Raw genomic sequence first — 11,903 nt, 5'->3', positions numbered from 1 at the left:
TGCGGCATTCGCGTGCCCGGTGAAGATACTGAACGATGCAGCGATGCTTCGTGCATCGCGGAGCCCGGTGAGTGGGTACGGGAGGAAACAGTCTTCGGAACGCGTTTCGTGACGCCCCGTCGTTCACACGCGCGATCCGGGTACGGCAGCGTACCGATTTGCCCGGCGATCGGGCGCACGTTCGGATCAAGCGCCGGGGTCCCAGTGGCCAGAGCGCGCAGGACGACTCGGGATGCAACGCGTTACATCGCTTACGGCCGGGCCGTCGTCACCGAAACGGAACGCCACCGTGAATGCCACCACACGGGTTCTATGCGCCGCGCTTGTCGCCGCGGCATTCGCTGTCGGCGCGTGGGACAACCTGTACCCCCGCGGTCCTCCTCTTCATCATCGCCGTCGTCATCGCGCTGTCCGTGCGGGGCGCCAACGTGTGGGAAAAATTCGTGATCCTGCGGATCGGAAAGCGGCAGAGCGTCGAGGGTGCCGGTTTTTTCATGCGCATCACGATCCCCGACAATGTAGACGCGGCCACCGAAGAACGCATTCAAACCACCTCCTTCAACACCGAACAAGCGCCGACCAAGGACACGTGCCCGTCAATGTCGACGCCGCCATCTTCTGGCACGTCCATGACGCGCAGAAGGCCACGCTCGCCATTACCGACTACCGGCAAGCCATCGAGCGCGTTGCGCAAGCCTCGGTGCGAAAGATGATCGGGGCGTCGATGTCAGCCTCGCTGTTGTCGGATCGCAAGACGGTCGGCATGCACCTGCGCGACAAGATCGGTAGAATGATCGCGGATTGGAGCGTGCCTGTCCAACCGGGGCATGTGGTACGGATGACTAGCACGGCGGACCTATCAGGTTCGCGCAAACTGCCATGAGAAAAATCCTCCTCAATGCACTGGCCGCATTCTTTGCGGGCGGAGTCTGGCTTGCCCCCGCGCCGAGCCACGCGTATGCGCTAGACGCTCAGTTCGACTGTAAAACCAATGCGCACGCGTTCATCGTGCGCCTGTTGAATCACGGCTATATCGATCGCGATCCGATGCGGGTCGAAGAGAATTCGATCAACGCATTCCGGCCTACAAGGGACGCCGCGCTCACGGTGTTCGGCTTCAACGTCTATGCCGTTTTCGCCTATGAGCAGTATGACGCGCTGTTCAGGCAAGGAAGCGGCCACCCTCTGCCGGGCTCGATTTACGGCGTCGTCGTCAAGGCGCCGATCGAGTCGGTCGAGGAGCATTCTCGGCTTGCGGGCAGCAAGGCCGTCGCGCATCAGGTCATTCCGTTCATTCTCACCGCCATCGTCTGCGCAAGGCCCTGAGACTAGCGCCGCACAAGCCGCGCTAACGGTGCTTGATGTCACGTGGGGAAACGCTTGACGGCGATTGCATGGAGCACCCGTCCGTCACGCGCGGGGTCGCCGCAACTGCGCTGAAACTTTAGATCGCAAACTCGGCCATCGTCGTCGAGCGAAACGCGCACCAGAACACGCCGGTGGGTCGTGGGACGGTGCAGATCGCACAACCATCGACCTTGGCGAGCCTCAAAAAGCGGCTGGAACCATTGTCGGTGGATGAGAAGCATTTCCTCGCAGACTGAGCGGAAAGCCATTCAAACGCGGTGGCTCCGTCCATCGGTCGCATGTGGACCGGCAACGACCTCAGCATTTCGGCATTCGCTCCCCCGACAACGACAAGGTCGGGGTATCGTGCGTCGAGTATTTTGCTCGGAATGGCTTTGGCGGCATGACCGCGAATATGCGGTCGGTACCGGTGCTCATGGGGACTTCAAGTTCAGCCCGAACAACGCCAGGATATGGAACAAGATGTGTGCGAACAAACTCGACCAGGACTTCAAAACCTACGGGGAGTTCGCGCTCGAATGCATCAAGGCCGCAAGCAATTGAGTGTTCGGGGAGGTTGCCGGCGCAAGACCGGCCTCTACGGTCGCGGCCTTGTGCTATCGATGCTATGGATAATTGAATTGGCGTTACTCGCCCAACGCGAACAAGGTCGCTTGGAGTATTGCGGGCTCTGAAGGCAGCGGCACGATATGAATTCCGCGAACCTCCGCTACGTCGGTCACGACTTGCGTGATGTGATGTGTCGTGTTGACCTGACGCCAGATCTGCGGATTACCCGGGTTGGTACCGTCAGTGGCGTTATCGGAGATGTATCGGTCCGCCAGCGAAAAGTCAGGTCCGGCAAATTGACCGCTGGCGACGATCTTTTGGCAGACGTCGGCCATGATGCGCGAATCGCCACCACCTTTACCGCCGCGTACGATTAGCCAGTCGGTCGGGGTCGTAGTCCAGTCGCGACTTGTACACAATGCCTTCCCCGGCTACCGCCCAGCGACGAACGGCATCGGCATCGTCGCTGATGCGATTGCCCGTGACTGCCACGGTGCGCTCGCCGCTGGGCGGGGTAAAGCGCCAGCGTTCATGGAGCTGCTCGCTCCAGACGTATCGAAGGCAATTGTGTCGCCGCAGGTCATCAACTTTGGCCGGTGCGCCATGCCGTTTCAGGTATGGCGGCGCGGCGCACAATGCCCGCCGGTTGTTGTCGACCAGCTTCAAGGCCAGCAGAGACGAATCCGGTAGCGCTCCGTAGCGCACGACGGCATCCAACGGCTGGCGGATGAGGTCGGCCGCGCGGTCGCTCATTTTGAGGTGCAGCGACAAACCCGGGTGTTGGTGTTGAAATTCATCCAGCCACGGCAACAGCAGGTTTCGCCCAAAGTCAGACGGGGCGGACAACCGCAGCGGCCCGGTCAGGCCAGGCCGTGAGCGGAGCGGACCTGCCGCATGATAAGGCCCTTTTAATCTGGCTCGAGCGAGGTGGGAGCGCACGAGATCACTTACATCCATTGGTGCTGGTGGGGCTGAGGCCGAAATTGGTGCTGGTGGGGCTGAGGCCGAAAACAGGCTTATTTGTCGGGCATTTATTTTTACACCAAAAACTTCCTTAGTTTATCGCTTGTTTTTTCCATTCGAGGAAACTCCATCTATTTAGGGGGCGTTTTTTATCGCGTCATTCGCCTCAGTCTACACTATACGTCCTATGCCCGATTCGACAAATCGAGGCGATAACTCTGCGCGATCTCCCTTCGCAGCAGCGAGACTGGACTATGCGGATGAACAATTGCCGATTGAGCGGAATCCGCACATTAATGGAGTGCATCATGGGTGTTTTGTTTTGGGCTGGCAGAGGGCTGACGAAGCTTGATGAAGCAGCGTTAAAGGAGTTTAAGGGCCGTGATTACGTGTCGGAGGACCTGATGGTCGTGGAAGGCAATCCGGAAGTCCCGCAACTGGCTGAAGGCGTTGAGGTTGGCGCCACCTACCGGCTTGCTGAAGTCTTCTTCTTCTCATTTCCTCACTGGCGCGTTTGCCGTGACTGGGTCATAAAATTGGCGGCCATGGTTGGCTGCACTAACGAACTCCTGAATACAGGTGGTACTGTCGCTTTCAAAGATTTCTTCATGTGGATGCAGGAGGGAACGGTTGGCCCGAAGGCTTCGGCGAAGCTGGCGGCAGAGTTTGCGGAATGGGAAGAGCGCGCGAAGACGTTCGCCGACCAGGAATTCTATGAAATCTTCACGAACATGAGTGCAATGTTCGCCTGGGTGGCGGAGGATGGTTTGATTTCCCTTCATAGCGCGTAACCACTACGCGAACTGCATATCGCTTTGCAAGGGGAGAGCACGGGGCAGGTAGGCACCTTACGAGCGGCAACCCTGACAAACTCGCACGCCCTCAATAGCGAATTTGAAAACTGGCGAGCGCGGCACGATGCCGCGCTCGCTTTTTTCGATCTAGAGTTCAGACGCGGACCAGACTCCCGGCAACGCCGCAGCCGAAACAGCGAGGTCAACGTCCAGCGGGTAGTGCCTGAGCAGGCGTTCCGCGACTGATTGAACGTTGCTGTGGCAATCTACATGGTTGGCGGAAGCAAGCACCTGAAGGAGCACGCGGGTATCGATGACGGCCTTCGTGCGCTCATATGGAGTTGTCATCCTCGGCTCCGGCAAGCAGCTGCTTGGTGACGTCAACGTATGCAGCCACTTGGTTGATTGCACACCAGCGCTTCCACACATAGTCCGCATTATCTGACCAGCCAGGCTCCCCGATGAGTTGATAAATTCGGCCGGAGCGAGTCTCACCACGTAAGCCGAGATGGTCGAACGTAACGACTTCGGAGCTGACGCGTCCCGTGAGATCTCGGTTGTCTGCGCCGACAAAATGTCGAGTCCCGTCCGATGTTTCCATGATTCTCCAACGCGATAACGTGACCCCAGGTTCCTCACTCACTGGGGCGATTCTCCAAATAGTCATGAGCGTCTCCTGTTCACCAATGAGGGCCTGGCGGGAAGATGTCGACTCTCACCTTGGCGGCCCGTCGATACTGCGCTGTCATTCATGGTATTCGAGTTTGCGTCGAATTAAAGTTAAAAACTAGACTATTTTATCGGTGATTTTCATGGACGGAATATGCTTTATATTTACACGAGTGGTCGACTTATTGTTTTTTGGGGGTGATGTGATTGCCAGTAACGCCATACCGCGAGGACTGTTTATGCTTTATATGGCGGACGAGTTATGCTTAACGGCACAGAAGTTGTGCCGTTGAGCATGAGTTGTTCACCTGGACACGTTATGCTTTATTCCCCGATCGGCCACGTTTTGCTTTATCGGGAATCGGCTGTATGTTCGAAAGTTTGTTTCGCGGTGCAACCGACCGCGATTGGACGCAAAAAAGCCGACCCACCGGGTCGGCTTTTTCGTTTCTGATATATACCAGCATGCTTGGCTCAGTCCGAGGGCCTCCTGACCCTTCTGACGTCAGTCTATGGCACCTCGGATGCCGGTCATGACTTCATCGGGCATCCGGGCGAAACGACTGCTCCGGTGCCCTTGAAGTACTGGCGGGGCTAGATAGCCTCTACCGCGCTGCCCAATAAAGAGGTACCTTGCAGCCTACTCTCTGTAGGACGTCGCAAACATTGTCACGGGAATGCGCTGCAGCTGCGTTGAACATTCTGGGACGCCAACGTGCCGATCGCGACTGCGCAGTGCCGCCACTGCGGCATAGAGGGTCGCGCAACGGGAAGGCTTATAAGGGCCGCGCATTCCAGTATGATGGAGTGCGCTCATCGAAGTCTTCGAGATCTCACGTTCCCCGTTTAACAGCATCCCTCAATTCTCGCCACGCTTGCTCGACAGCCTCGGTCGCACTGACGTTACTAAGAATGTATTCCTCGTTAAGGCCGGACGCCGACTTCAGCGTGAGTTGCGCATACTCCATCACTGGGATGGAATAGTTGTCTTTGTACCGTCTGTCCGGTGAACCATCCTTATTGGTTTTTGCCCATGTGGTTCCAACCTGCCTCGCATCTTCGGGAACGGCTTTCTCCTCATGGAAATTGATGCGCTCGACCTTCAGCTCCACATCGCCGAATTCGATGAGTGCATAGTTGGTCGTGGATGCGTGGTAGACGATGAAGCCGGGGCAGATGTAGATGTCGCCGCCGTTGGCGTTCTCGAGATATGGCAACGGCATCTGCGTTTCGATAACACCGCATTGGCGAGCGCCAAATTTTACGGGCTTCAGGTCTACGGCGCGCGACGCCATCGTGCGTTCTGCGACTCGATTGGTTGAACGATATGCAACGTTGTCCCATATGCGCTTCGATCGGGTGCACGACGTGAAGTCGTCAGCGAACCGGGAAAACGCCTTCGCTATGCCGTCGGGCACCTCAAATTGGGTATGTAGGCGAGACAATTCGAGCTGAGTCTCGAGTTCTTGCCGAGCGGCCCGACTCTCCTCGGCTTTTGCTTGCATCTGAGCAAAGCGCTGCCTCATGATTCGGCGCAGTAGCCATCCATCGGCCCAGCTTCGGTATATTCTCGTATCCTGTTCCGATATCTTCTTTGCTTCACCCAGATCATGCTCGATGGCAGAAAACTGCTGCTGGGCGGTTTCGAGTGTTGCCTTGAAGGCGGCTAGACCGGAACTCGTCAGAACCCCCGAGCCGGCACTCTTGATGTCCTGCATAGGCGGGACAGCTTTGTCGAATGGCGAGGGTTCAGGCGACGGTGCCGGAGTTGGCGGAGAGCCGCCCGCGGCCGGAGGCACAAAGGGTAGGGGCGTGTGTTGAGGGGCAGGTATGGGGCCGGAGCCTACGGGTTGACGGAACGGCAGACCAGTGCCCGGAGCACTTATCGACAACTCGCCTTCATTTCGACTGCCCGTGATTCGAACCGGCCCCACGCCGACCGAAGTCGTGATTCCGCTCGGAGATAGCGTCAGTCGTATCCCTGGAATCGGACTGAAACTCGTTCTGAAGCGCCATGTCATTGTCTGGTCCCCCGTATCGATGTGTTTGGGGTGATATTACATATGCTGTGCGTTTATCGCGACTAGCTACCTGTGGCTGCTCTGCTTAAGTGTTGAGTAGAGCCGGATGACCATCGCCTCTGTGTTTTACGGTCAAATCCTGGTCCGGCTCTGTCGCCGATATGGATAATGAGCGCCAATCACCGTACACCGTGCTTGGCCACCAGCCTATCGATAAATTCGGCGACGCGTTGTTGAGCGTTGGGACCCACTTTGCGCTCCTCTAGGTCGACATCCAAGAACTCATGGTCGCCAAAGCGATAGAAGACCTCGTATCCGATCAGCCGTAGTCGACGATCCTCCGCTACCATCTCGGCGTAGCGCTGTGTGTTCGCGATGAACCGATCCGGTGCGTGTGGATCCGACGCCGCATAATGATGGCGGCCGTCAATCTCAATCACGATGCGCACGCCTTGTTCGAGCATCAGCAAAAAATCCATCCGCTGACGTGCAAGGACCTGTTCGTCGCCGCGTTGGTGCTGAGTGTACGGATCGTAGTGTAGATAGACCTGCGGTATGAGCGCCGGTAGTCGTTCGCCGAGTGAAACGCCAAGGATCAGGCAATTGACTGTAGCAGGAAGGTTTCCTCGGAATACGCAAAGCTTATTGGCAAAGCGAGCTTCGGTACTTGAGCATGCCGTCCGATCCGGCTATGTATGCGATCAACTGTTTTTTTCGCGCACAGACTCAGTCGAGAACTGTACCCGTGGACGACATTCAGTGAGGTTGTCGTAAAACCTAACGGGGCCGAATTTTGGTTCGTCGCGGATTAGCGGGGGAACGCGGCGCGGATCTTGAGGAAGAAGTATTCCTCGTCGCAGTACCCGTAAGCCCGGCGCTCAATGACCTTGATGGTGTTGTTGATGCCGTCGACGACGCGGGTATTGAGTTGATGGTGGCAGCGAGCGAGAACTCCGTGCCAGTATCCCTGCAGAGGCGGCGGGGACAGCTCGATATCGAGCGCCTTCAGTTGTTGGTGGATATCGTGTGAATGCGTGATGCTGGTCAGCAGCAGTCAAGGCAACTGGCGCCAGAGAGAATCGGAATGGCGCCAGCGGGTCGGTTTCAGGCGGGCATCGGCTCGCTGCCGAAGGCTTCGAGTTCGCGCGCTAGTGACTGCGCGGCCAGTTCAACCAGTGCGCGGCCTTTTTCGCGCGTGGCCAGGCCGGGATCGGAACCGATGCGTCCGTCAGGGAAGCGGGCGCGGAAGTCGAGTGCTTCGCGGATCGGGCCGGTGTTGGCGATCTGCGGCGCGTAGTTGGCCGACTTGATCGAATCGGGGAAGGCCCACTGTGTAATCGCAATCTCGGACGGGGTGGCATGCGTGCCGTGGCCCGTCGGGAACTGGTCCCGCGCCAGTTCGCCCACGCCTTCAAGATCCCACCAGTTGCAAAGCTTCAGCGCGAAGCCCGCACGGCGACGCGCAAAGCTGGCTTCGGCATAAAGCTCGGAGAACGCGGCATCGATCGATGAGATATTGCCGCCGTGACCATTGAGGAACAGGATTTTCTCGAAACCGTGTGCCACCAGCGAGCGGGTCCAGTCGCCGATCGCGGCAATGAATGTGGACGGGCGCAGCGAGATGGTGCCAGGAAAGCCAAGGTGATGCTGTGCCATGCCGATATTGAACGTGGGTCCCACGAGGATATCGGCGGATTTTTCGGCTTCACGCGCGATGATCTCGGGACACAGCCAGTCCGTGCCAAGCAGTCCGGTAGGGCCGTGCTGTTCGTTGGAGCCGATCGGCACGACGATCGTGCGGCTGCGCATGAGGAACTGCTCGATTTCGGACCAGGTGGAAAGATGTAGAAGCATGACGACTCCTTGTTACGGCTTTGCGGGTAGCTTGTTGGCGAGAATGATCAGTGCGGCGATGATCGGCAGCGTGGCCAGGATCAGCATACCGAGGTGAAGGTTGCCGGTGGCCGTCTTGGCCCATCCGATGATGGCCGGGCCCCAGAAGCCGCCTGAAAGCCCGATCGTGTTGATCAGCGCGATGCCGCCTGCTGCCCCGGGGCCCTTGATGTATTCGGAGGGCATGGCCCAGAACACCGTGTAGGTCATCCACAGTGCGCAGGTGCCGAGCGTGAGCAGCGCCAGCGATGCGGCGAGATTGCCGTCGACGAGGGTGGATGCGGCCAGCAGCAGGCCTCCGATGGTTGCGGGCACCGCGCTATGGAAACGGCGTTCGCCCGCCCGGTCGGACCGGCGTCCCATGTAGTACATGCCGAACGCCGCCGCAATATAGGGCAGGGCCGAGTACCAGCCGAGTTGTACGGTGTCGCTCACGCCCTGGGCCTTGATGAGGGTCGGCAGCCAGAAGCTGATGGCATAGATGGCGGCGATGATGCAGAAGTACGCGAAGGCCAGCACATAGACCCGGACGTCACGCGCCACGGCCAGGAAAGAGTGATTGTGCCCCGCCGCGGATCCGATCTCGCTGGCGAGCAGGCGCTTTTCCTGCTCGGTCAGCCACGCCGCATCGGCCGGCCGGTTCGGCACGAAGAACAGTGCGAGCACGCCGAGCAGGATACAGGGCAGGCCCTCGACCAGGAACATCCATTGCCAGCCGGCCAGTCCGCCGGCGCCCGACAGCGCGGTGATCAGCCACGCCGATATCGGCCCACCGACAATGCCGCCGAGCGGGCCGGCAAGGAACACAACGGCGATGGCGCGCGCCATGCGCTGCGGGCCATACCAGCACGACAGGTAGTAGATCATGCCCGGCGCAAAGCCCGCTTCGAAGATGCCGAGCACGAAGCGCATCGCGTAGAACATCGGCACGTTACGCACGAACAGCATGCAGGCTGAGGTAATGCCCCACAGCACCAGGATGCGGCTAAAGGTCTTGCGCGCGCCGATGCGCGGCAACATCAGGTTACTGGGTATCTCGAACAGTACGTAGCCGATGAAGAAGATTCCGGCGCCCACGCCGTACGCGGCATCGGAGAAACCGAGGTCGCCTTGCATCTGGAGCTTTGCAAAGCCGATGTTGACGCGATCGAGGTAGGCGAACAGGTAGCAGCTCAGCAGGAACGGCAGCAGCCGCCAGTTGATCTTGCTGTAGAGATTTGAGGTGTCGCCTACCGCACTTTCGTTCGGGATTGCCAGCATGCCTGTCTCCAATGTCGTACGTGGTACCGCCTTGATGCATCGGATAGTGGCAGCGCGAGGCGCAATCACCAACAGCAACCATGTGCACACTTCGTTGCCCACAGGGCAACGCATCTGGTAGGGTGTGAATCTGTCCATAGGGACGGTAATCACCGGGTGGATGGATTCGACATGCGTGAAATCAATCAGCAGCGGCTGCGTTACTTCCGCGCAGTGCTCGAGCAAGGGACCATCCGCGGCGCCGCCGAGAGCCTGAACACATCGCCGTCGGTGATTACCCGGCAGATCCGGCTGCTCGAGGACGAACTTGGCGCGACGCTGTTCGAGCGCCAGGCGCGCGGCGTCAGGCCGACCGAAGCCGCCGCGCACCTGCTCGAGTTCTGGCGCGGCTACCGCTCGCATCAGGAGCGGCTCGAGGATCAGCTCCACGCGCTCAAGGGCCTGAAGCAGGGGCAGGTCCAACTGGTCCTGAGCGAGGGCTATGTGGATGCGCTGGTCAACGAGGTGCTGGCGCCATTCTGTGCGCAGTACCCGTTGCTCGAAATCGGAATGGAGATCCTCGGCGTGGATCAGGTGCTGGAAGCTGTGGCGGAAAGCCGCGCGCACATCGGGCTTGCCTTCAACCCGCCGCCGCACCCGCGTATCGAGTATCTGGCGAGTTCGTCGCAGGCGGTCGGGCTGCTGGTGCGGTCCGACCATCCGCTAGCATTGCGCGGCGGCGCGGCCAGCGTCGAGGACATGTTGTCGTGGCCGCTGGCCATGATGCCAGCATCGTTCGGTGTCGGACATGCGGCCAAGATGCTCGAATTCGCTGAGAACATTACGATACGGCCGACGCTGGTCACCAATTCGCTAACGGCGCTCAAGCAGTTCGTCGCTTACGAAAACTACATGACGCTGATCGGCGGCGAATTCGCGGCGTATCGGGAGATCGCCGCCGGCACGCTCACGGTGGTGCCGATCGATCATCCGCTCTTCAAGGGCACCCAGGCGCGGTTGCTCGCGAAGGCAGGGCGGCCGTTACCGGCGGCCGCCCTCAAGCTCCTTGAACATATTCTGCGGGACATGCCGATGTTCGCACAGGGCGGAGAGTAGACGAATAAACGGACAGGTCATCGCTCAGTCGGTTCAGATGTCGATAGGTGATCGACCGGTCCTTGTCCACCGCTGCAAGCCGCTCGCCGGATTGAAGCAGGATCGGTTGCAGATGCTCTGTCATGTCTGGCAGCGTCATTTTTTACACCTTCGATCCGTCGGCGATATCGGCGCAGGAGATAGAACCGGCCGGGCAGGTCAATGCTTGATGGCACATTTTTCAGCTTGACTACGGGTACGCTTGCGTTCAATATTTATCCGATCGGATAAATATTGATGGGTGGAGGAGAACGGACTTGAGCGAATCTGATCGATCGACCGCTGCTGGGCGCACGTGTTGCGCTCCTCGGCGTGAGAATTCATGCGAAGGTGTCGCGGCCTCGGTGTCCGAACCCGATCGGCTCGTGCATCCCGCGCCGGCCAATGTTCGTCTCCCGGCGGAAAACGTCATCGAGTTCGACGGCGGGACCAGCTGGGTGGGCACCGATGCGCCGGTCATCAAGGCCGATGGCGAGGGGCCGCGCCGAAAGGTACATCTGAAGCCGTTTGGCATCGAACGGTACGCGGTGACGAACGACCGATTCGCCGAGTTCGTGTCGGCGACCGGCTATCGCACGGATGCCGAGCAATTCGGATGGAGCTACGTGTTCGACGCCTTTCTCGAGCCCGACTGCGTCGCCGAGGCGCCGGCAAACGTACCCTGGTGGCGGTCGGTGCCGGGGGCGTACTGGGCTGCCCCCGAAGGGCCGCTTTCGTCGCTTGACGGGCGCGGCATGCATCCCGTCATCCATATTTCCTGGAACGATGCGACCGCGTTTGCAAGGTGGTGCGGAGGGCGATTGCCGACCGAGGCCGAATGGGAGCATGCGGCGCGTGGCGGTGCCGATGCCCGACGTTTTCCGTGGGGAGACGAGGAACCGGTGGAAGACGCGCTCTGCTGCAACATCTGGCAAGGCCGCTTTCCCGATCGGTATAGCGGAGGCGACAGAGCCTTCGGAACGGTGCGGGTCGATGCGTTTGCGGCGAATCCGGCGGGCCTCTACAACTGTAGTGGCAATGTCTGGGAGTGGTGTGTCGATCCGCTTCGCGTCAGATCGTTGTCGAGCGCCGGCAAGGCGAGAGATCGGCAGGCGGTCTCGGATCGGGAGTGCACGCTGAAAGGCGGCTCATACCTCTGTCATCGAAGCTATTGCTATCGCTATCGGATCGCGGCCCGAACCGGGCGGCCAAGGGATACTTCCGCTGGGCACACGGGATTTCGCGTGGCTTATGATTTGACGCGGAAATAAGG

The 11,903-nt window shown here is 59.4% G+C and carries 14 protein-coding genes and 2 pseudogenes; 5 read left to right on the top strand and 11 right to left on the bottom strand.

Features of this window, described 5'->3' with window-relative positions:
* Positions 1–589: 589 nt before the first annotated feature.
* Both ACVK00_RS01590 and ACVK00_RS01585 read left to right on the top strand, forming a co-directional pair.
* Positions 590–883 (top strand): SPFH domain-containing protein, encoded by a 294-nt coding sequence (locus ACVK00_RS01590; RefSeq protein ID WP_407045216.1) that lies wholly within the window; start codon positions 590–592, stop codon positions 881–883.
* Entirely contained in the window at positions 880–1,326 is a 447-nt protein-coding gene (locus ACVK00_RS01585) for a hypothetical protein (RefSeq protein ID WP_175663608.1), read from the top strand. Before ACVK00_RS01590 ends, ACVK00_RS01585 begins: the two co-directional genes overlap by 4 nt.
* A gap of 38 nt (positions 1,327–1,364) precedes the next feature.
* Here the strand turns inward: ACVK00_RS01585 and ACVK00_RS01580 are convergent, their stop codons facing one another.
* The 3 genes from ACVK00_RS01580 to ACVK00_RS01570 all read right to left on the bottom strand — a co-directional run bounded on the left by ACVK00_RS01580 (position 1,365) and on the right by ACVK00_RS01570 (position 2,874).
* A complete protein-coding gene (locus tag ACVK00_RS01580; protein ID WP_354123302.1) occupies positions 1,365–1,589 on the bottom strand; it encodes a TonB C-terminal domain-containing protein in 225 nt (74 codons plus the stop codon).
* Positions 1,590–1,994: 405 nt separating this feature from the next.
* Entirely contained in the window at positions 1,995–2,252 is a 258-nt protein-coding gene (locus ACVK00_RS01575) for a beta family protein (RefSeq protein ID WP_249189597.1), read from the bottom strand.
* Positions 2,253–2,274: 22 nt separating this feature from the next.
* On the bottom strand, positions 2,275–2,874 hold the full coding sequence (locus tag ACVK00_RS01570) for a substrate binding domain-containing protein (RefSeq protein ID WP_282964569.1): 600 nt from the start codon (positions 2,872–2,874) through the stop codon (positions 2,275–2,277).
* A 314-nt stretch (positions 2,875–3,188) separates the two neighbouring features.
* Between ACVK00_RS01570 and ACVK00_RS01565 the strand changes: the two genes are divergently transcribed.
* Positions 3,189–3,671 (top strand): hypothetical protein, encoded by a 483-nt coding sequence (locus tag ACVK00_RS01565; RefSeq protein WP_354123162.1) that lies wholly within the window; start codon positions 3,189–3,191, stop codon positions 3,669–3,671.
* A gap of 150 nt (positions 3,672–3,821) precedes the next feature.
* Here ACVK00_RS01565 and ACVK00_RS01560 read toward each other — a convergent pair whose 3' ends face one another.
* From ACVK00_RS01560 to ACVK00_RS01525, 8 genes and pseudogenes are all read right to left on the bottom strand, one after another.
* Positions 3,822–4,022, bottom strand: coding sequence for a BPSL0761 family protein (locus ACVK00_RS01560; RefSeq protein ID WP_282964571.1), 201 nt, complete (start codon positions 4,020–4,022; stop codon positions 3,822–3,824).
* The gene (locus tag ACVK00_RS01555; protein WP_249189599.1) at positions 4,006–4,275 is read right to left on the bottom strand and encodes a hypothetical protein; all 270 of its coding nucleotides are present in this window, start codon (positions 4,273–4,275) and stop codon (positions 4,006–4,008) included. Before ACVK00_RS01555 ends, ACVK00_RS01560 begins: the two co-directional genes overlap by 17 nt.
* Positions 4,276–5,176: 901 nt before the next feature.
* A complete protein-coding gene (locus tag ACVK00_RS01550; RefSeq protein WP_284893787.1) occupies positions 5,177–6,061 on the bottom strand; it encodes a hypothetical protein in 885 nt (294 codons plus the stop codon).
* A gap of 147 nt (positions 6,062–6,208) precedes the next feature.
* Positions 6,209–6,364, bottom strand: a pseudogene (locus tag ACVK00_RS01545) (DUF4236 domain-containing protein); the annotation flags it as partial.
* Between the two features lie 179 nt (positions 6,365–6,543).
* Positions 6,544–6,843: a hypothetical protein gene (locus tag ACVK00_RS01540; protein ID WP_354123161.1), complete on the bottom strand. Its 300-nt coding sequence runs from the start codon at positions 6,841–6,843 to the stop codon at positions 6,544–6,546.
* A 329-nt stretch (positions 6,844–7,172) separates the two neighbouring features.
* Positions 7,173–7,337: pseudogene (locus ACVK00_RS01535) on the bottom strand (transposase); the annotation flags it as partial.
* Between the two features lie 131 nt (positions 7,338–7,468).
* Positions 7,469–8,218, bottom strand: a complete 750-nt coding sequence (locus ACVK00_RS01530; protein WP_284893789.1) for a creatininase family protein — start codon at positions 8,216–8,218, stop codon at positions 7,469–7,471.
* A 12-nt stretch (positions 8,219–8,230) separates the two neighbouring features.
* Entirely contained in the window at positions 8,231–9,517 is a 1,287-nt protein-coding gene (locus ACVK00_RS01525; protein ID WP_284893790.1) for an MFS transporter, read from the bottom strand.
* A gap of 171 nt (positions 9,518–9,688) precedes the next feature.
* On the opposite strand from ACVK00_RS01525, the gene ACVK00_RS01520 reads away from it, so the two are divergent.
* Positions 9,689–10,612 carry a LysR family transcriptional regulator gene (locus tag ACVK00_RS01520; RefSeq protein WP_166722977.1) on the top strand — a complete coding sequence of 308 codons (924 nt, stop codon included), beginning with the start codon at positions 9,689–9,691 and terminating at the stop codon, positions 10,610–10,612.
* A gap of 383 nt (positions 10,613–10,995) precedes the next feature.
* Positions 10,996–11,901: a formylglycine-generating enzyme family protein gene (locus ACVK00_RS01515; RefSeq protein WP_354123160.1), complete on the top strand. Its 906-nt coding sequence runs from the start codon at positions 10,996–10,998 to the stop codon at positions 11,899–11,901.
* Positions 11,902–11,903 lie beyond the last annotated feature (2 nt).

Source organism: Burkholderia sp. PvR073, from assembly GCF_054055695.1.
Note: the sequence above shows the minus strand (reverse complement) of the source record. Positions and strands in the feature narration are given on the sequence as shown.